This window comes from Altererythrobacter xiamenensis (assembly GCF_900177715.1).
In the GTDB taxonomy this organism is placed as follows: domain Bacteria; phylum Pseudomonadota; class Alphaproteobacteria; order Sphingomonadales; family Sphingomonadaceae; genus Erythrobacter; species Erythrobacter xiamenensis.
The window spans coordinates 956,910-975,751 of record NZ_FXWG01000002.1 but is presented as its reverse complement, the minus strand read 5'-3'; the positions used below and the strand labels follow the sequence as shown (position 1 = coordinate 975,751).

Below are 18,842 nucleotides of genomic sequence, written 5' to 3'. Positions count from 1 at the left end.
TCCCGCGTCAGGGCGCATAGCTGTTGCACCCCCAGCGCTTGTAGTTCTTCACCCGCGGGCACATCGAAACCTTGGTAATCCAGAGGTCGAATACCCGCGGTTCGCGCATGCTCGCGAAATAGCCGATCGCATGGGTTATGATCGGCACGGGGATGATCCAGAAGCTCTTCAGGATCAGGAAAGCGATCGTCGTCACCATCAGGTTGATGATGAAGAAGTTCATCGTCACCCCGGCAAACATCTGCGGCCGCGTCAGCGCGCGATGGACAGGATGGCGGACGAGATCGCTCATCGCGCGCCCTAGCCCGCGGCCGACTGGATGCCGGCGACGATCGTCGTGGCACCGAACAGGATGAACACGCCGACGATGACCGTCGCTCCGAAGCGCCAGTTCATCCGGCCCGTCAGCATCATGAAGCCGATTGCAGCGACGGCCATGACAGCAATGGTCGTCGCGACCGTGCCGAGCAGCGTGCCCTGCAACCACGCGAGGGCGGACACGACCGGGCCCGAACCCTGCGGATCGCCCCCCACCTGCTGTGCAAATGCAGCGGTCGAGGAAAAGAAGAGTGCCATCCCGGCGAAAAGACGGGAGAAAATTGTCATTACACTATTGTCCTTCACGTGCGTGGTTCGACAGCCGCCCCATGATCGAGGCGACGTAATTCTGGGTTTCGCGAATGCGCGGAATACCCTTGGCGCGCTCGACCCGTCCGGGCCCTGCGTTATAAGCGGCGAGCGCCTTTTCCAGATCACCATCGAAGCGGTTCAATTGTTCGCGCAAATACCGCGCCCCGCCCTCGAGATTGGCATGAGGATCGTCCGGATCGACGCCGAGGTAGCGCGCGGTTCCGGGCATCAACTGGGCAAGCCCGCGCGCACCGGCGTGCGAGACTGCATTCGGGCGCCAGCGGCTTTCCTGCCAGACCAGCGCCTCGATCAGCGAAGGGCTGAGGTCATAGCGTGCGGAAAGCTCGGCGACCTTGACCGCATACTCCAGTGGAATGCCCCGCGCCGTGCGAGACGGATCGGCGACGGCCCCATGCGGGACCACGAGATCGTCCGGAGCCTGTTCGAGCGCGGAACCCGCGCCTGCGACCGGCACGGCAGCGAGCGGTCCGGCAACCCATTGGGCACCGGTCTCTCCGATCTCGAGCACATCTGCCCGAGCCTGTACTGCAAACAGAGCGACCGCTGCAAAACAACCCAGCCGCCCCAAGTGTGCGAGAATCATCGCAACCCTCCGTCCGGCTCCATTGCTTAACCTAAATGACAGTGCGGTGACAAAATCCTGAACAAAAGGACGGAGGACAAAATTCGATGGATGCAGGCGCGCTGCTGCGCCCGCGGATCCACGGCGACATTAAAAGACCGAACTCAGGGTGGCGGGTTAGAGCGAGAGGCCGCCGTCGACGATCAGCGACTGTCCGGTGACGTAGGATGCAAGCGGCGAAGCGAGGAACAGCGCGGCGCCCGCCATATCCTGCGGGGTCCCCATGCGGCGAAGCGGCACGCGCTGGATCACGCCCTCGCGGCGTTTCTCGTTCTCGGTCGTCACCCTGGTCATCTTCGTCGCGACGAAGCCGGGCGCGATTCCGTTCACGCGAATACCGTCCTTCGCCCAGGCCTGCGCCAGCGAACCGACGAGGCTCGCAGCGCCCGCCTTGCTCGCGCCATAGGCGGGATTGCCGATCATGGCGTGGAAGGCGCCGGTCGAGCTCACGATGATGATTGTGCCGCTGCGTCCTGCGAGGGCAGGCTGGAAAGCGCGCGCGCAGTCCATGACCGAGTTGAGATTGACGTCGACGACAATATCCCAGCCCTCGCGCTCGAACTCCTGCCGCCCGTAACGCACAGCGCCCTGGCACAGGACCAGCACGTCCACCGCGCCGATCTCGCCGGCCAGCCCGTCGACGGCCGACCTGTCGGTCACGTCGAGCTGGTGGTAGGTGAGCCCCGTGAAATCGCTGTCCTCGTTCTCGAGATAGTCGCCCTCGTCATGGCGAGTACCGGTCACGTGAACCTCGGCGCCGCGTTCCCGGAAAGCATGCGCAACGCCATTGCCGATACCGCTCGATCCGCCGACTACGAGCGCAATCTTGCCGGTGAAATCGAGCGGATCGGTCATGTCATCATTCTCCCAAGAGGGCGCACTCAGATCGAACGGCTGATCACTTCCTTCATGATCTCGTTCGTGCCGCCGAAGATGCGAGTAACACGTGCGTCGCGCCAGAGGCGGGCGATGGCGTATTCGTTCATGTAGCCCGCACCTCCATGCAACTGCAGCGCGGTATCGACTGCCTTCCACTGCAGGTCGGTGTGCCACAGCTTTGCCGCGCTCGCCTCGTCGGTCGTCAGTTCCTTCTTCAGGTGGCGAGAAAGCGCCCAGTCGAGGTGCGCCCAGCCCACCTGCAGTTCCGCCTTGAGATCGGCGAGCGTGAACTTGGTGTTCTGGAATTCGAAGACTGTCTGCCCGAAAGCCTTGCGTTCCTTGGTGAATTTCACGGCCTCGTCAAACGCACGCTGCGCCGCTGCCTGTGCACCGACGGCAATGCCGAGGCGCTCCTGCGGGAGCTCTTCCATCAGGTGGACGAAGCCCCTGCCCTCGCCGCCGAGGATATTCGTCTTCGGAACACGGCAATCGTTGAAGAACAGCTCCGAGGTATCGGCAGCATGCTGGCCGATCTTGTCGAGGTTGCGGCCCCGCTCGAACCCTTCGGTGCCCGCATCGACCAGCACCAGCGAGGTGCCCTTCGCACCCTGGCTCGGATCGGTTTTGGCGACGACGATCACGACGTCGGCGTTCTGCCCGTTGGTAATGTAGGTCTTGGACCCGTTGATAACGAGGTGGTTGCCATCCTCGATCGCGGTGGTGCGAATGCCCTGAAGGTCGCTCCCCGCACCCGGTTCGGTCATCGCGATGGCGGTGATGATATCGCCAGAGACCATGCCGGGGAGATATTTCTCGCGCTGTTCCGGCGTGCCGAGACGCTCGAAATAGTTCGCGGTGATATCGCTCTGCAGGGTGAAGCCAGCCGACGATCCGAGATAGGCAAGTTCCTCGCCAACGATCGCGCAATAGCCGAAATCGAGACCCAGTCCGCCATTCTCTTCCGATACGGTCGGGCACAGCAGGCCGGCTTCACCGACAGCTTTCCATACCTCGCGCGGGACAATTCCGTTCTTCTCATGCTCATCGAGGTTCGGCTCGAGATGTTGGGCGAAGACCTTGCGGACCGTGTCACGGAACATCTCGTGGTCTTCATTGTAGGCAAAACGGGTGGATGTATCGAGCATCGTGGTTCAACTCTCCGGATAAGGTTTTCGGTTATCAGCAATGCCACCATGGGCAATCTTGTAAAGCCCTCGGAAATGACAGCGCCTGGGTGTTTCACTAAGGGGCATGCGCTGCATTGCCGGTTGGCAAAGCAGTGGCGACTCCGCATTGCGGCTTAGTTGTGTTAACTTACGCAGCAGGCCGCCATGTCGAGGAGGATTGCAGGCCATGGAAGATGTCGATGCCGGCGCGCTGGTAGGCTGGAAAGCGAACCCTCTGGGCAATCGCATACTCCTGACCATGCAGACGATGCACCGCAGCGAAGATGGTGAGAAGGAACTGCGCGAGCGTGCAATCATGGTTGAAAAGAACCAGGCCGTGTTGCTGGCCAACTACCTCTTTGAACTGACTGGCCAGTCGAAACCGCGCCGCCGCACCGTCCTGCAGACGATTTTCGGGACCTGAGGTCAGTCCTTGAGGAGATCGCGCAGGGTCCCGTCATAGGGCACTTTCTTGTTCGCATTGATGAGGTGGAGACGCCAGTGACGCGCCGCTTCCTCGCGATTCCCGGCCTCGATCAGATCGATCAGCTTGGCCATGCTGCGGATCGCCTTTTCGCTATCGCCTTCACTGTCTTCACGCTCGCGAGAGAGCAGTCGTAGCTGCGCCTGACGCATGAGGTCCTGCAGCATACGGATCATGAAAAGCAGGGTCTCGTTCCCGCCCACCTCGACCAGCAGGACGTGAAAATCGGCGAGCCCGACGATGAAAGCGCGCGGGTCGTCTTTTGCCATCAGCGCTTCCAGATTTGCAACTTCGCTGCGCAAGCGCTTGATCTGCGAGGATTTGACCTGGCGGCACAGGCGCCTGACGGCGAACAGTTCGATCGCGAGCCTCGCCTCGAAAATGTCGGGTACGCGCACGCCCTCTGCCTGCAACACGAAGCTGGCATAGCGCGAGACGCTGCCGACTTGCGGCGGGCTGACCCTTGCGCCCGTACGAGAGCCACGCGACACCGCGATCAGGCGCTCGGCCTCAAGAATGCGGAACGCCTCACGCAGGGTCGGGCGCGATATGCCGAAGCGTTCGAGCAGTTGCCCTTCCGGCGGGAGCGAGTCTCCCTCCTTCAATTCGCCGGCGATGATCCGCTTGCGGATCCTGTCGGCGACGATCTCGGCCGTTTTGGGCACGCGCACTTCTTCGGGCTGCCCCATCGACGATGCGTTGCCTTCATCTGCCTTTCCGCGTGATGCCATGCCCGCCTGATTATCCTGTTCGCCAGAGGTTGTCTCACCTAGTTAGCGATCTCGGTCCGGCTTGTCATGGGCAAGTCTTGCCGTCTTCTCGATTGACTGGCGCGCCGCAGTCCCCAAGTCTTGCCCCATGACGGATCAACCAGCCTGGCGCTTTGCCATCGACCGCGGTGGCACATTTACCGATGTCGTCGCCTCGACCCCTTCTGGAGAGCTCGTCACTGCCAAGCTGCTGTCGGAGGATCCGGGCCGATACGACGACGCGGCGAGCGAGGCCGTTCGCCGCTTGCTGGAAGAGTACGGCGAGGGTCCGATAGCCGAGCTGCGCGTTGGAACGACGGTTGCGACCAATGCCCTGCTCGAACGCAAGGGAGAGCGGCTCGCGCTCGCCATCACGCGCGGTTTCGCCGATGCGCTGCGGATCGGGACGCAGGCACGGCCCGATATCTTCGCCCGCCACATCGTGCTTCCCGAACAATTGCCCGAGCGCGTCGTCGAGATTGACGAGCGGGTCGGCGCGGATGGCGAAGTACTGGTCGAGCCTGATGAAAGCGCTATCCGCTCGTCCCTGCAAACCTTGCGCGATGACGGTTTCGATGCGCTCGCGATCGTGTTCATGCACGGCTGGAAATATACCGCGCACGAGGCGCTGGCGGCAAAAATAGCGCGCGAGCTCGGATTTCGGCAGGTGAGCGTCAGCCACGAACTTTCACCACTCATCAAACTGGTACCGCGCGGCGATACGACCGTGATCGACGCCTATCTCTCCCCGGTGCTGCGGCGCTATGTCGAGGGACTGGAGGGCAATCTGCCCGCGCACGACAGCCTGCGCTTCATGCAATCGAACGGCGGGCTGACCAATGCGCATGCCTTCCGCGGTAAGGACGCGATTCTTTCCGGTCCGGCAGGCGGTGTGGTCGGCATGGTCGAGACCGCAAGACCGCTGGGTTACGAGCGACTGATCGGCTTCGACATGGGCGGCACCAGCACCGATGTGTGCCATTATGCGGGCGAATACGAACTCACCGGCGACGCCGTGATATCCGGCGTACGGGTCGCGGCGCCGGCGATGCATATCCATACGGTCGCGGCGGGCGGCGGCTCGATCTGCCATTTCGACGGAGAGCGCTTTCGCGTCGGCCCGGAAAGCGCCGGCGCCGATCCCGGACCCGCCTGCTATGGCAAGGGTGGCCCGCTGACGGTGACCGATTGCAATCTGGTGCTGGGCCGCGTCGATCCGGCCTTCTTCCCACAGGTCTTCGGACCCGATGGCGACGCGCCGCTAGATGCCGAAGCCGCGCACGCACGTCTGGAAGAGATCGCCTCCGCCCTGCCCGAGCCCAAATCCTGCGAGGAGATTGCCGAGGGTTTCCTAACGATCGCGGTAGACTCCATGGCCATCGCGATCCGCAAGATCAGCGTTGCGCGCGGGCGCGACGTGACGCGCTATGCCCTGTCCTGCTTCGGCGGAGCGGGCGGACAGCACGCCTGCCGCGTCGCCGACGAACTGGGTATCGAAACGGTGCTCGTCCATCCGCTCGCCAGCCTGCTTTCGGCCTATGGCATCGGGCTCGCTCCGGTGAAATCGATCCGCGAACGCAGTGTGCAGGTTCCGCTCTCATCGGACTTCGGCGCGATCCGCGAGGAACTTGTCGTCGAAGCGCGCGATGATCTGCTCGATCAGGGCATTGCAGCGGACGCAATCACTTCTGCCGTGCGTCTCAAGCTACGCTTTGCGGGGAGCGACAGCGCGCTGTCCCTGGATGACGCCGAAGTGAGTGAGCTCGAGGCGGCCTTCCGCAAGGCGCACCGCGACCAGTTCGGCTACAGCGACGAGGAAGCCGAGATCATCGTCGAGGCCTTGAGCGTCGAGGCCAGCGGACAGGCCGGGTCGCTGGCGCAGTCTTCCGCCGATATTACCGGCAAAGATATCGATTCCAGCGGCCAATGGCGCACGGTTCAGCGCGCGCAGATGTCCGACGGCGACACGATCGAAGGCCCCGCACTCATCATCGATCCCGGTTCGACCACCGTTGTCGAGCAAGGCTGGCAGGCGCGCCTCGCTGCGGACCGGACCCTGATCCTGACCCGCAGTGAAGCGCGAGATACCAGCCGCAAGGAAGATACCGCGCTCGATCCCGTCCGGCTCGAGATCTTCAACAATCACTTCATGGCGATTGCAGAGGAGATGGGGCTGGTCCTGCAATCGACCGCCAGCTCGGTGAACATCAAGGAACGGCTCGATTTCTCCTGCGCGATTTTCGACGCGGACGGCGCGCTGATCGCTAACGCCCCGCATATCCCGGTGCACCTCGGATCGATGGGGGAGAGCATCCGGCGGGTGCTCGAAGCGCGCGGCAGCGCAGCGGATGGGCGCGGGTTCAGGCGCGGCGATGCCTATGTTCTCAACGATCCCTATCGCGGCGGCACGCACCTCCCCGACATTACGGTGATCGTCCCGGTGTTCTACGGGGATCAGGGCGACGCGCCTGACGCCTTCGTCGCGGCACGCGGGCACCATGCCGACATCGGCGGAATCGCGCCGGGTTCCATGCCGCCCGAAAGCAGCCGGATCGAGGAAGAAGGCGTGCTGCTCGACAATGTCCTGCTCGCCGACGAGGGGCGCTTTTGCGAGAGCGAATTGCGCGAATTGCTCTCTGCTGGCGAATGGCCGGCCCGCAATCCGGCGCGCAATATCTCGGACCTTCGCGCGCAGCTCGCCGCCTGCACGCGCGGCGCGGAACTGCTCGGCAAATCGGCGCGAGAGAACGGCGCGAAGGTGCTTGCCGCCTACATGGGACACGTCCTGGACAATGCCGAGGAAAGCGTTCGCCGCCTGCTCGACCGACTCGAGCCCGGCGAGTTCACCTATGCGATGGACAATGGCGCGCAGGTCTCGGTCGCCATAAAGATCGATCGCGAGACGCGTTCTGCCGTGTTCGACTTCACCGGAACGAGCGCGCAGCTATCCGACAATTTCAACGCTCCGCATTCGATCACACGGGCCGCCGCGCTCTATGTCGTGCGCACGCTGATCGACGACGCCATCCCGATGAACGATGGTTGCCTGCGCCCGGTCGAACTGATCGTGCCCGAAGGCTCGATGCTTAACCCATTGCCTCCTGCCGCGGTCGTCGCGGGCAATGTCGAAACGAGCCAGGTCGTGACCGATGCGCTGTTTGCGGCAACCGGACGTCTCGCGCCGAGCCAGGGAACCATGAACAATTTCACCTTCGGCGACGGAAAGGACCAGTATTACGAGACGATCGCCGGTGGTTCAGGCGCAGGCCCCGATCACGACGGGACGAGCGGCGTGCAGACGCACATGACCAATTCGCACCTGACCGATCCGGAGATTCTGGAAACCCGGCTGCCGGTGCGGCTCGATCGCTTCGCCATCAGGCAGGGCTCGGGCGGGCCGGGCGCGCATCGCGGCGGCGACGGTCTGGAACGCCGCATGACCTTCCTTCGGCCCATGCGCGCCAACATTCTCGCCAACCGTCGCGCCATCGCGCCCGCCGGTATCCAGGGCGGCGGCGATGCCTTGCCGGGTGAGAACTGGGTCGAACGCAGCGACGGGACTATCGAACGGCTGCCTGCAACCGGTTCGGCTGAAATGCGCCCCGGCGACAGTTTCGTGATCCTCACCCCGGGCGGCGGGGGATATGGGTCCGGCAAGTGATCGAAGCCGCTATTCCCCGACCCATTCTCCCTTGAGCGCATCGAATTGCGAAGCGCGGATGGATTGCCACACCCCGGCTTCGAAATAGGGATCGCGCTCGAATATCGCGCGTGCCGCAGTTTCATCTGCAGCAGTGATGATCACCAGTGAGCCGATAACCATGCCATCCTGCTTGAGCGGCCCGGCAAGCGCATAGCTACCGCCGTGCTCGTCCAGATAGGCAAGATGCGCGTCGCGCGTGCGTTCGCGCAGCGCGGGGCCATTCTCGCCATCACGGCAGTAGAATGCGAAATGCGGCATCGTTGCGGCTCTCTCCCTCTTGCCTCCTCTAGTGGAAGCGCGGCTGGCGCTTTTCAACGAAGGCGCTGCTACCTTCGGCGAAATCATCGCGCGTGAAGGCCGCATGGAAAACCCTCAACGAATGATCGTCGTCATCGCCCTGCCCCTCCAGCACGCGGCGGACGAAGCGCTTGTTCTCGATCGCGGAATGGGTCGAATTGGCCAGCATCTGCTCGATCAATTTGCTCGTATCCTCGGCAATGATTTCGACCATTCCGATGCGATAGGCCTCGTCTGCGTCGATCAGTCCTGCCGTAAACAGCATGCGCTTGGCCTGCCCGGGCCCGACGAGATCGGTGAGCAGCTTTACGTCGTGCAGCGGATAGACGAGGCCGAGCTTGCCCGGCGTAATGCCGAAGCGCGCCCTCTGTGTCGCGACGCGAATGTCGCAGGCCAGCGCCAGCCCACATCCTCCGCCGATACAATCACCGTCGACGAAGGCGATCGTGGGAATATCCGCGCGCGCCAGTTCATGCTGGACGCGGTTGATCTCCGCCTGATTGGCCGAAAGCCAGCTCATGTCGTCCTTGTGCGCGAGCATTTCCTTGATGTCGGCGCCCGCGCTGAAAATGCCCGATCCCTCGGCACCGCGCAGTTCGAGAACCCGTATTGCCGGATCGGACACCGCATCGGCGATGAGCGACGGGAACGTTTCCCACATGGCGAGATTGATGGAATTGCGCGCATCGGGGCGGTCGATGATGATCCGCGCGATCGCTCCGTTCTTTTCCAGCCTGACGCTCATCGGGTGTTCCTCCTTGAAACTTCAATCGGTCATTGCGGCGCGAAGCGGATTATTCCTCCGACTCGCTCTCGCCCAGCTGGGGTACCCTGCCCGGGTGCCAGTCGCTTTGATCGAAACGTATGGCAGGGGCGATATGCCGTCCACCGCCCTCACTTGTCGCAAGCAGACCGCGTTCGGCAATATGTGGTTCTGCGAAGGCCTCACGGAAATCGAGCACGGGCGAGAAGGCAACGTCCTTGTCGGCGAACCAGTCGATCCATTCCTGCCGTGTCTTGCCGGCGAAGACGCCGCGCAGGAATGCGATCAGTTCGTCCTGTTCGCCAGCAGGGCGCTCGGCGATCGCGATCAGGTCTTCGCGACCGAGTGCGGTCAGGAGATTGCGCGCAAACTTCATTTCACGCCCGCCCAGCACGACATGCTGCCCGTCACTCGTCTCGTAGACCAGGTAAAAGGCAGCCCCGCCAAGCGAGCGCTGGTTGGCCGATGTCGGGCTCTCGCCGCCGGCAATCGCCGAGCTCGCGGTGTGGGCACACCACGGCAGCAGGCTGTCGAACATCGCGCAGTCGATATAAGCGCCCTCGCCCGACCGCTCTCGCCCGACCAGCGCCATCAGGACCGAGGATAGTGCGGTAAGACCGGCGGCAAGGTCCGCACTGGCTGCGCCGGGCACGACCGGCATGCCGTCGGCTCCGTCATTGACCGAGAGGAAGCCCGCAAGCGCCTGCACCGCCATGTCATGCGCGGGATGGTGCGCCAGATCGCCCTCCTGCCCGAAAGCGGAGATCGAGCAATAGACGATATCGGGCTTGATCGCCCTGACGCTGTCGTAATCGAAGCCGAGCCGCTTCATCACGCCGGGGCGAAAGCCTTCCACGAAGACATCCGCCTCACGGCAGAGCGCGCGCAGCCTTTCCTTGCCCGCCTCGCTCTTTAGATCGCAAACCACGCTTTTCTTGCCGCGATTGAGATTGGCAAACCAGACCGAATGCTCGGCCCCGTCGTAAGTGTCGAACGGCGCCTGCTCACGCGCAGGATCGCCTGCAGGTGGTTCGACCTTGATCACCTCTGCGCCCTGATCGGCCATCATGACCGTCATCATCGGACCCGGGAGGAACTGGGTGAGGTCGACGACCTTGATCCCTGCAAGTTTTCCCTTCGCGCTCACGTATTCCCGCCCTCGACATTAATTCGAGGGCGCTGGATCGACTGCCAGACGCGCCCTGTCAATTAGCGAGATAAAGGCAGTCAGCGAGAGAGGGGAACCAGCCGTACCGCGTATCCGCCGCCCGGCGCCATGCGCAGGTCGAGCGTGTCGGCGCTGCTGACTTCGCGCGTTTCGATGACGATGTCGAAGCGGCCCTCGCCTTCGAAATGCGCATTCGCGCCATCGCGATAGATCTCGGCGCGATAGGCCGTGCCAGCATCGAGAAAGTCGAGCGAGACGGCGGTGTCGCGCGCCTGCTCGTCCGTCGCTCCGCCAAGGAACCATTCTTCGCTATTCCGGTCCTTGCGCGCGGTGACGACATATTCCCCGACTTCGGCATCAAGGATAAGGCTTTCCGACCAATCCGTCGGCACGTCCTTGATGAACTGGAAGGCGTCCATCGCCTCGGCATAGTGCTCGGGCAGATCGGCCGCCATCTGGATCGGCGAATAGATCACGACATATTCGGCGAGCGCGCGCGCCTTCGTCATCTGGAGCGGCTGACCGCGCCCCTCGAGGCTCAGCACACCCGGCGTATAGTCCATGGGGCCCGACAGCATGCGGGTGAAGACCATGGTCGGCACATGGCTCGGCCCGTTCGGCGGGACGCCCCAGGCATTGAACTCCATGCCTCGCGCCCCCTCACGGCTGACCCAGTTGGGATAGGTGCGGCGCAGGCCCGTGCCCTTCACCGGTTCGTGCGGGTTCATCGCGATCTTCCGCTTGGCCGCCTCTTTCACGACCATGATGTGATGATTGGTCATCACCTGGCTTTCGACGCATTCGCGCGTCTCGCGGCCATCCGGATGAACATAGCGCAAATTGCAGGCATCGGTGACGTAACCCGACTTGATCGTCTTCACGCCGCGCTCCGCCATCAGGTCGAGCGCATCGGCAAGCTGGCTTTCGTAATTGCCGATATCGCCCGAAGTCTCGTGGTGGCCGACGATCGGCACGCCCATTTCGGCGGCATAGCGGGCGAGCTCGGCGAAGTCGTAGTCGGGATAGCTTTCGGTGAAGCTGAACAGCTTTCCGTTGAAGAACCAGTTGCCGTCCCAGCCGATGTTCCAGCCTTCGACCAGCACGCCTTCGAAGCCATGCTCGGCGGCGAAATCGATGTAGCGCTTGACGTTTTCGGTCGTCGCGCCGTGCTTCTTCGCCGTGAAGCTCGCATCCGATCCCGAGCCGGAGTTGAGGCCCCAGCTCTCCTCGTCGAGGTGGAGCGACCACCACACGCCGACATATTTGTGCGGTTTGAACCAGCTGACATCGCCCAGCTTGTTGGGCTCGTTGAGGTTCAATTCGATGTCGCTCATCGCAAGGCCCGCCGCATCGTCCGAAACGCGGATCGTGCGCCAGGGCGTGGCGAAGGGAATGTCGCGCATCGCGCGCGCAGCGGTTGAACCCGTCGGGGTCAGCGTCGCGCGAAAATTGGTGCCGGTCGTGCGCTTCACCCACATGCCGGCGAAGTCGACCAGTGCCGCCTCGTGGATAGCGACATGGGTGCCGTTCTCCATGCGGAAGGTGAGCGGCGTATGCGCCATCGAGACGCCGCTGATCGGCGTTTTCTCGTAGAGATATTCGTAGCGATTCCACTCGCCGCCCGGGATCCACCAGGCCGTGCCGTCCTGCGCAAGATTGAATTCGGTCAGCTCGTCCGCGACACGCAGTGTCTCGCCCACGCTGGAATCGTCGAACAGGTAGCGGAAGCCCACTCCGTCATCGAAGACGCGGAAGGTCACGCCGAAGCGGCGTTTCTCATCGCTGTCTTCTTCGAACCGCACCGTGAGCTGGTTGTGATGGTCGCGCACGAAACGCCGTTCGCCCCAGGGCTGCTCCCATGTCTCGTCATGGCTGGAAGCCTCCGCCGCGATGACCGCGAGGCGCCGTTCGAGCTTGTCCTGGTCTGCCAAGAGAAACCCCAGGCGACTCTCGGTCAGCACCGCTGCGCCATCGAGATCGATCCGGTAGAAGGGTCGCCCCTCGCCATTCACGTCGACCGTCACCGTGATACGGCCATCGGGAGAGGTCACCGTCTCCTCGGCAGAGACCGGCTGCGAGAACGATATCGCCACGAGAAACACTGGCACCATGGCGGACAAAAGACGATGCATTTCCAACTCCCGGATTGATTCCTGCAAAAAACTGCAAAGGAATGCTTGTTTTCCACCTCGTAACACATTTTAAGCTGGTTTCTCTATGAGAAATTATGCAAACATATGCGCAATGCGGTTTAGCGCGGGAGGGAAAAGCATGAAATCGGTCGTAGTGGCCATGGCCAGCGTTGCCGCGATCATAAGTGCAGCGGCACATGCAAACGAACCGCATGACACGCAGCCCGATCGCCTTCCGGAAGACGAAGTCATTTACTTTGTCCTGCCCGACCGATTCGAAAATGGCGATGTGGCCAATGATCGCGGCGGGATCGAAGGAGACCGCCTCGATCACGGCTTCGATCCGAAGCACAAGGGATTCTACCAGGGCGGCGATCTGAAGGGGCTGATGCAGCGGCTCGACTATATCCAGGGCCTCGGCGTTACCGCGATCTGGCTGACCCCGATCTTCGAGAACAAGCCGGTGCAAGGGCCGAAGGGCAACGAGTCCGCAGGCTATCACGGCTACTGGATTACCGATTTCCTCAATGTCGATCCGCACATCGGCACACGAGAAGATTTCAAGGCTTTGGTCGAGGCCGCCCATGCACGCGGGATGAAGGTCTACATGGACATCATCACCAACCACACCGCTGACGTCATCAAGAACGCCGAGTGCCATGGACCCGGTGCACCTGCCAAGTACCGCGACACCTTCACCTGTCCCTATCGCTCCGAAGGAGACTATCCCTACACGACGCTCGGCGGTCCTGACGGCGAGCGAATCAACGATGGCTTTCTCGGCACGCAGGCCAAGCACCAGACGCAGGAGAACTACGCGCGGCTGACCAATCCGAACTACGCCTATACGCCCTATGTCGAACCGCACGAGCGCAACGTGAAGAACCCCGCGTGGCTCAATGTTGTCACGCTCTATCACAACCGCGGCGACAGCTTCTGGGAGGGCGACAGCGCGGTGCTGGGAGACTTCTCCGGCCTCGACGACCTGATGACGTCGAACCCGCGCGTGGTCGAAGGCTTCATCGACATCTACAAGCAGTGGATCACCGACTTCCGCGTCGACGGTTTCCGCATCGACACCGCCAGGCACGTGAACATGGAATTCTGGCAGCAATTCGCGCCCGCCATCCTCGACCATGCCGAGGCGGAGGGCATCGAGAACTTCCACATGTTCGGCGAAGTCTACGAGTTCGAACCCGCGCATCTCGCGAAGTTCACAACCATCGCCAAACTGCCGACCGTGCTCGATTTCGCGTTTCAGGGCACCGTGCGCGGGCTGGTGGCGGAAGGCCAGCCGAGCAAGTCGCTCGAGCGCCTGTTCGGCGCGGACGCGGTCTATGCCGAGGGATTTGCCACCGCCAAGCAACTGCCGACCTTCCTCGGCAATCACGACATGGGCCGTTTCTCCATGTTCGTGCGCGAGGAAAACGAAAATGCCTCCGACGAGGAGATGCAAACCCGCATTCTGCTCGGCCATGCGATGATGATGTTCTCGCGCGGCGTGCCGACGATCTATTATGGCGACGAGCAGGGCTTCATTTCGGACGGCAATGATCAGGCGGCGCGCGAAACCATGTTTCCGGGCGCGACAAAGGTCTATCTCGATAATGACCTGATCGGCACCGATGCGACGGTCGGCGATGACAACTTCGATACCGACCATCCGCTCTACCGCGCCATCGGCGACATGGCGCGGCTCCGCCTCGCCGAGCCTGCCCTGCGCCGCGGAGAGCAGGTCGTCCGCCTGGCCGAGCATGACGGCCATGCCTTCGTCATGTCGCGCCTCGCCCCGGACGACAGCGGCGAGATCGTCGTCGCCTTCAACAATGGCACGAAGGACCGCACGGTCTCCTTCGCAGTGGACGGACGCGCGCTGCAATGGCAATCGCTGAGCGGCAATTGCGCCCCCACCTCGCCCGCCCCAGGTGCCTATCAATTGACCATCCCCGCTCTTGGCTATCTTGTCTGCAAATCGGAGTACTGACCGCGTGAGCCACGCCTCGCCCATTGACCGCAAGAGCGCCTTGCCCGACACCGCAGAATGGTGGCGCGGCGCGGTCTTCTACCAGATTTATCCGCGCAGCTTTCGCGATACCAATGGTGACGGGATCGGCGACCTTGGCGGTATCGTCGAAGGTCTCGACCACATCGCTTCGCTCGGGGTGGACGGCGTGTGGATCTCGCCCTTCTTCACTTCGCCGATGGACGATTTCGGCTATGACGTATCGGATTATTGCGGGATCGACCCGAGCTTCGGCGATTTCGACGACTTCGACCGGATCATAGAAAAGGCCCACGGCCTCGGCCTCAAGGTCATCATCGACCAGGTCTATTCGCACACCTCCGACCGGCACGCGTGGTTTCAGGAGAGCCGCCGCGATCGCACCAATCCCAAGGCCGACTGGTATGTCTGGGCCGACGCCAAGCCGGACGGCTCCCCGCCATCCAACTGGCAATCGGTCTTTGGCGGATCGGCCTGGCAATGGGACGGGCCGCGCAAGCAGTATTATCTGCACAATTTCCTCAAGAGCCAGCCCGACCTCAACCTGCACAATCGCGAGGTACAGGACGCGGTGCTCGATGCCGCGCGGTTCTGGCTCGACCGCGGGGTCGATGGCTTCCGGCTCGATGCGATCAACTTCGCGATGCACGACCCACAGTTGCGCGACAATCCGCCTTCGGGTGCTCCAATGGAAGCGGTGACCCGCCCGTTCGACATGCAACTGAAGGTGTACAATCAGTCGCATCCCGACATCACCGCATTCATCGAGCGAATCCGCGGAGTGATGGACGAATATCCGGCGCGCTTTACCGTCGCGGAAGTCGGCGGGCCGGAACCGCTTGCCGAAATGAAGGCCTTTACCGAGGGCGATACACGGCTCGACAGCGCCTATAATTTCGACTTCCTCTATGCCGAGAAGCTCACCGCGCCGCTGGTCAAGCGATCGCTGGCGCAGTGGAGCGGCGATAAGGGCGAAGGCTGGCCATCCTGGGCTTTCTCGAACCATGACGCGCCGCGCGCGATCACGCGCTGGAGCGATGAAGCGACCGCAGCCCGAACGGCCCGCACCATGATGCTGCTGCTGACGGCGCTGCGCGGCAACGCCTTCATCTATCAGGGCGAAGAGCTCGCTCTGCCGCAGGCGCATGTCGCCTTCGAAGACCTGCAGGATCCCGAGGCAATCGCCAACTGGCCGCACACGCTCGGCCGTGACGGTGCGCGTACGCCGATCCCGTGGGAAGCAGGCGCAAGCGGCGGCGGCTTCACCAGCGGCACGAGCGCATGGCTCAAACTGGACGAGGCGCACAAGCCGTTGGCGGTCGATGCGCAAGGCAGTGATCCGGCGTCGATGCTCAGCTTCACCCGCCGACTGCTCGCGGTCCGCAAGCAGTTTCCTGCGCTGGCAAGCGGTGACCTCGAATTGCTCGACAGTCCGGCCGACGTGGTTGCCTTTGTCAGGACGGATCCCTCGGGCGATGTGCTCTGCGCTTTCAATCTGGGCGATGGCGCCGTCGACTGGGAGCCCGGAGCCCCGGGCGTATGGTCAGCGGTCGCATCCGACACCGGGTTTGCCCCCGATCAGCAAATACCATCGACCTTGCCCCCGATGTCGGGCTATTGGGCCTCCAGGATGCAAGCGGGGGCATAATGGCGACGAGGGATCCAGCGAAGGCCAAGGGCGCGAGACTGGAAGACATTGCGCGGGAAGCGGGCGTGTCGATCTCGACCGTTTCGCGCGCTCTCAACGACCATCCTGCTGTAAACCGCCGGACCAAGCAGGCGATCTGGACAATCGCGCGCGAGCACGATTACGATTTCCGTCTTTCCATGCCCAAGGGGCCGATCGGTGCCGAAGCGACCATTGCGGTCGTCGTGCCCGCACCACAGGCGCGCGAAACGAGGCTGGCTGACCCGTTCCTGCTCGAACTCCTCGCCGGGATCACCGAAGCGGCGAGAGACCGCAATGCCGATGTGCTGGTCAGCCATCTCACTCCGACTTCGGAAGAACACCTCGAATACGCTCTGGCAACCAGCCGCGCGACGGGCGTGATCTTCATTGGACAAAGCTCGTTCCACCACGCCTTCAACCGCCTGGCCAAGCTCGACACGCGCTTTGTCGTGTGGGGCGCGAACTTTCGCGATGCGGAATATTGCTCGATCGGTTCGGACAATCTGCTCGGGGGAGAACGCGCGGCCTCGCACCTCGTCAGGCTGGGTCGCCAGCGCATCCTGTTTCTCGGTGACACCGAGGCTCCCGAGATGGAACAGCGCCATCGCGGGTATCGCCGCGCGCTCGAGAAGGCCGATATCGCCTTCACCGAAGAGCTGACAATCCCGGCGCATTTCGACGTTCACTCGGCTGAAAGCGCGACCCGCGCCGCGCTCGACAACGGCCTGAAGTTCGACGCGGTCTTTGCTGCGTCTGATCTCATCGCGATTGGCGCTATCCGCGCTCTCACGCGAGCAGGGGTTTCCGTCCCAGGCGACGTCTCGGTCGTAGGATACGACAATATCCCTGCCTCGCGCTACATCACACCGCGCCTGACCACGATCGACCAGGATACCGGGCTTGCCGGTCGCCTGCTGGTATCGAAGCTGATGGATGCGCAGGGCAAGGTGCCCATGTCCGACAGGACCGAGACCAGCCTGCTCATTCGCGAGAGCTGCGGCGGCTAGGCGCGCAGCGCAGGAGAGAGGGTCGAACCTTGGCATCGCAATTCGCCCCCATCAGGCAAATCTGCATCGTCGGAGGGGGCAGTGCGGGCTGGATGACGGCGGCGGCGCTATCGGATGCGCTGGGACCACGCGTCGACATCACGCTGATCGAATCCGAAATGATCGGCACTGTCGGCGTGGGCGAAGCGACGATCCCGCCGATCCGCTATTTCAACCAGCGCCTCGGCATCGATGAAGCGACATTCATCCGCGAGACCGCAGGTTCCTTCAAACTGGGGATCGAGTTCGTCGACTGGCGGCGCCTCGGTCACAGCTATTTCCATCCGTTCGGCCAGCACGGTGCCGAGTTCGATCAGGTGCCCTTCTACCATTACTGGATGCGCGAAAGCCTCGCCGGACGGATCGACGGCCCGATCGACGACTTCTCGATGGCCTGGGCGATGTCGAAGGCGGGCAAATTCGCCCCTCCCCTCCCCGATCGGCGGCAGATCCAGTCGACTTATGACTACGCCTATCACTTCGACGCGACACTATATGCACGCTTCCTGCGCGGCTACGCCGAACAGCGCGGTGTCACACGGGTCGAAGGCAAGGTCGTCGGCGTCACGCTCGACAGTGAAAGCGGCGCGATTGCCAGCGTCACCCTGGAAGACGGTCGCGCATTCGAAGCCGAGCTGTTCATCGATTGCAGCGGCTTCCGCGGACTGCTGATCGAAGATGCGTTGAAGGCGGGATACGACAACTGGCAACACTGGCTGCCGTGCGATCGCGCCGTGGCCGTACCCAGCGCACGCGGCGAAACCATCTCGCCCTACACCCGCTCGACCGCCAAGGCAGCCGGGTGGCAGTGGCGAATTCCGCTACAGCACCGCACTGGAAACGGCTATGTGCATTGCACCGAGTATGTGAGCGAGGACGAGGCGACCGAAACACTGGTTTCCTCGATCGTGGGCGAATTGCTGGCCGAGCCGCGAACCCTTCGCTTCGTTACCGGCAAACGCCGCGCTTTCTGGGCGAAGAACTGCGTCGCCATCGGTCTTTCCGCGGGGTTCATGGAGCCGCTGGAATCGACGAGTCTGCACCTGATCCAGTACGGTATTTTGAGGCTGCTCGCGCTCTTCCCTGACAGCGAGATGTCGCCGCTTCTGGCCGAAGAATATAACCGGCAGACCGCTGCCGAGTACGAGCGGATCCGCGACTTCCTGATCCTGCACTACAAGGCGACCGAGCGTGACGATTCCGAGCTGTGGCGATATTGCGCCGCGATGGATATCCCCGACAGCCTCCAGTACAAGATCGATCACTTCCGCAATTACGGAATGCTGGTGTCGGACGAGCGCGAGTTGTTCAATAACCCCAGCTGGATCGCGGTCTATCTGGGTCAGGGGATCGAACCCCGGCGCGCGCCAGCCATCGCCAAGTTGCGCGAAGAGGTGCCTGTCGCCGACCGCTTCGCCGCGATCAGCAAGGCGATGCAGGATGCCGTCGCGCAGATGCCCGCACACGCCGATTTCCTCGCGCAGCATTGCAAGAGCCCGCACGCCTGAACC

Annotated in this window: 16 protein-coding genes; 6 read left to right on the top strand and 10 right to left on the bottom strand. The window is 62.8% G+C overall.

All coding sequences use genetic code 11. The features are described 5' to 3' along the window. Positions 1-7 precede the first annotated feature (7 nt). The 5 genes from CCE89_RS10120 to CCE89_RS10100 all read right to left on the bottom strand — a co-directional run bounded on the left by CCE89_RS10120 (position 8) and on the right by CCE89_RS10100 (position 3,297). Positions 8-292: a type IV secretion system protein VirB3 gene (locus CCE89_RS10120; RefSeq protein ID WP_086437883.1), complete on the bottom strand. Its 285-nt coding sequence runs from the start codon at positions 290-292 to the stop codon at positions 8-10. 8 nt (positions 293-300) lie between these two features. Further along, a complete protein-coding gene (locus CCE89_RS10115) occupies positions 301-606 on the bottom strand; it encodes a TrbC/VirB2 family protein (protein WP_086437882.1) in 306 nt (101 codons plus the stop codon). Positions 607-610: 4 nt separating this feature from the next. Next, the gene (locus CCE89_RS10110) at positions 611-1,234 is read right to left on the bottom strand and encodes a lytic transglycosylase domain-containing protein (RefSeq protein ID WP_086437881.1); all 624 of its coding nucleotides are present in this window, start codon (positions 1,232-1,234) and stop codon (positions 611-613) included. Between the two features lie 156 nt (positions 1,235-1,390). Beyond that, positions 1,391-2,128 (bottom strand): SDR family NAD(P)-dependent oxidoreductase, encoded by a 738-nt coding sequence (locus CCE89_RS10105; protein ID WP_086437880.1) that lies wholly within the window; start codon positions 2,126-2,128, stop codon positions 1,391-1,393. A 26-nt stretch (positions 2,129-2,154) separates the two neighbouring features. Next, positions 2,155-3,297 carry an acyl-CoA dehydrogenase family protein gene (locus CCE89_RS10100; RefSeq protein ID WP_086437879.1) on the bottom strand — a complete coding sequence of 381 codons (1,143 nt, stop codon included), beginning with the start codon at positions 3,295-3,297 and terminating at the stop codon, positions 2,155-2,157. Positions 3,298-3,505: 208 nt separating this feature from the next. Between CCE89_RS10100 and CCE89_RS10095 the strand changes: the two genes are divergently transcribed. Beyond that, positions 3,506-3,742: a hypothetical protein gene (locus tag CCE89_RS10095; RefSeq protein WP_086437878.1), complete on the top strand. Its 237-nt coding sequence runs from the start codon at positions 3,506-3,508 to the stop codon at positions 3,740-3,742. Positions 3,743-3,744: 2 nt separating this feature from the next. Here the strand turns inward: CCE89_RS10095 and CCE89_RS10090 are convergent, their stop codons facing one another. After that, positions 3,745-4,533 carry a FadR/GntR family transcriptional regulator gene (locus tag CCE89_RS10090; RefSeq protein ID WP_086437877.1) on the bottom strand — a complete coding sequence of 263 codons (789 nt, stop codon included), beginning with the start codon at positions 4,531-4,533 and terminating at the stop codon, positions 3,745-3,747. Between the two features lie 127 nt (positions 4,534-4,660). Here CCE89_RS10090 and CCE89_RS10085 point away from each other — a divergent pair, with 127 nt between their 5' ends. Then, on the top strand, positions 4,661-8,212 hold the full coding sequence (locus CCE89_RS10085; RefSeq protein ID WP_086437876.1) for a hydantoinase B/oxoprolinase family protein: 3,552 nt from the start codon (positions 4,661-4,663) through the stop codon (positions 8,210-8,212). Positions 8,213-8,221: 9 nt separating this feature from the next. Here CCE89_RS10085 and CCE89_RS10080 read toward each other — a convergent pair whose 3' ends face one another. From CCE89_RS10080 to CCE89_RS10065, 4 genes are all read right to left on the bottom strand, one after another. Further along, the gene (locus tag CCE89_RS10080; protein WP_086437875.1) at positions 8,222-8,512 is read right to left on the bottom strand and encodes a YciI family protein; all 291 of its coding nucleotides are present in this window, start codon (positions 8,510-8,512) and stop codon (positions 8,222-8,224) included. A gap of 28 nt (positions 8,513-8,540) precedes the next feature. After that, on the bottom strand, positions 8,541-9,296 hold the full coding sequence (locus CCE89_RS10075; RefSeq protein WP_086437874.1) for an enoyl-CoA hydratase/isomerase family protein: 756 nt from the start codon (positions 9,294-9,296) through the stop codon (positions 8,541-8,543). Positions 9,297-9,345: 49 nt separating this feature from the next. Beyond that, positions 9,346-10,461, bottom strand: a complete 1,116-nt coding sequence (locus CCE89_RS10070; protein ID WP_086437873.1) for a CaiB/BaiF CoA transferase family protein — start codon at positions 10,459-10,461, stop codon at positions 9,346-9,348. Between the two features lie 80 nt (positions 10,462-10,541). Then, positions 10,542-12,614, bottom strand: a complete 2,073-nt coding sequence (locus tag CCE89_RS10065; protein WP_086438072.1) for a glycoside hydrolase family 97 protein — start codon at positions 12,612-12,614, stop codon at positions 10,542-10,544. A gap of 139 nt (positions 12,615-12,753) precedes the next feature. On the opposite strand from CCE89_RS10065, the gene CCE89_RS10060 reads away from it, so the two are divergent. The 4 genes from CCE89_RS10060 to CCE89_RS10045 are packed head-to-tail and all read left to right on the top strand — an operon-like array spanning position 12,754 to position 18,839. Continuing rightward, positions 12,754-14,598, top strand: a complete 1,845-nt coding sequence (locus CCE89_RS10060) for an alpha-amylase family glycosyl hydrolase (protein ID WP_086437872.1) — start codon at positions 12,754-12,756, stop codon at positions 14,596-14,598. A gap of 4 nt (positions 14,599-14,602) precedes the next feature. After that, the gene (locus CCE89_RS10055; protein WP_234990030.1) at positions 14,603-16,264 is read left to right on the top strand and encodes an alpha-glucosidase family protein; all 1,662 of its coding nucleotides are present in this window, start codon (positions 14,603-14,605) and stop codon (positions 16,262-16,264) included. Then, entirely contained in the window at positions 16,264-17,292 is a 1,029-nt protein-coding gene (locus CCE89_RS10050) for a LacI family DNA-binding transcriptional regulator (protein ID WP_086437871.1), read from the top strand. Before CCE89_RS10055 ends, CCE89_RS10050 begins: the two co-directional genes overlap by 1 nt. A gap of 29 nt (positions 17,293-17,321) precedes the next feature. Next, positions 17,322-18,839, top strand: a complete 1,518-nt coding sequence (locus CCE89_RS10045) for a tryptophan halogenase family protein (protein ID WP_086437870.1) — start codon at positions 17,322-17,324, stop codon at positions 18,837-18,839. Positions 18,840-18,842: the final 3 nt, after the last annotated feature.

Bases quoted from the DNA above. Each gene is read 5' to 3' on its own strand.
- CCE89_RS10120 (WP_086437883.1), bottom strand. From the start codon at position 292: ATGAGCGATCTCGTCCGCCATCCTGTCCATCGCGCGCTGACGCGGCCG.
- CCE89_RS10115 (WP_086437882.1), bottom strand. From the start codon at position 606: ATGACAATTTTCTCCCGTCTTTTCGCCGGGATGGCACTCTTCTTTTCC.
- CCE89_RS10060 (WP_086437872.1), top strand. From the start codon at position 12,754: ATGAAATCGGTCGTAGTGGCCATGGCCAGCGTTGCCGCGATCATAAGT.
- CCE89_RS10080 (WP_086437875.1), bottom strand. From the start codon at position 8,512: ATGCCGCATTTCGCATTCTACTGCCGTGATGGCGAGAATGGCCCCGCG.
- CCE89_RS10105 (WP_086437880.1), bottom strand. From the start codon at position 2,128: ATGACCGATCCGCTCGATTTCACCGGCAAGATTGCGCTCGTAGTCGGC.
- CCE89_RS10050 (WP_086437871.1), top strand. From the start codon at position 16,264: ATGGCGACGAGGGATCCAGCGAAGGCCAAGGGCGCGAGACTGGAAGAC.
- CCE89_RS10100 (WP_086437879.1), bottom strand. From the start codon at position 3,297: ATGCTCGATACATCCACCCGTTTTGCCTACAATGAAGACCACGAGATG.
- CCE89_RS10065 (WP_086438072.1), bottom strand. From the start codon at position 12,614: ATGCATCGTCTTTTGTCCGCCATGGTGCCAGTGTTTCTCGTGGCGATA.
- CCE89_RS10110 (WP_086437881.1), bottom strand. From the start codon at position 1,234: ATGATTCTCGCACACTTGGGGCGGCTGGGTTGTTTTGCAGCGGTCGCT.
- CCE89_RS10085 (WP_086437876.1), top strand. From the start codon at position 4,661: ATGACGGATCAACCAGCCTGGCGCTTTGCCATCGACCGCGGTGGCACA.
- CCE89_RS10090 (WP_086437877.1), bottom strand. From the start codon at position 4,533: ATGGCATCACGCGGAAAGGCAGATGAAGGCAACGCATCGTCGATGGGG.
- CCE89_RS10095 (WP_086437878.1), top strand. From the start codon at position 3,506: ATGGAAGATGTCGATGCCGGCGCGCTGGTAGGCTGGAAAGCGAACCCT.
- CCE89_RS10075 (WP_086437874.1), bottom strand. From the start codon at position 9,296: ATGAGCGTCAGGCTGGAAAAGAACGGAGCGATCGCGCGGATCATCATC.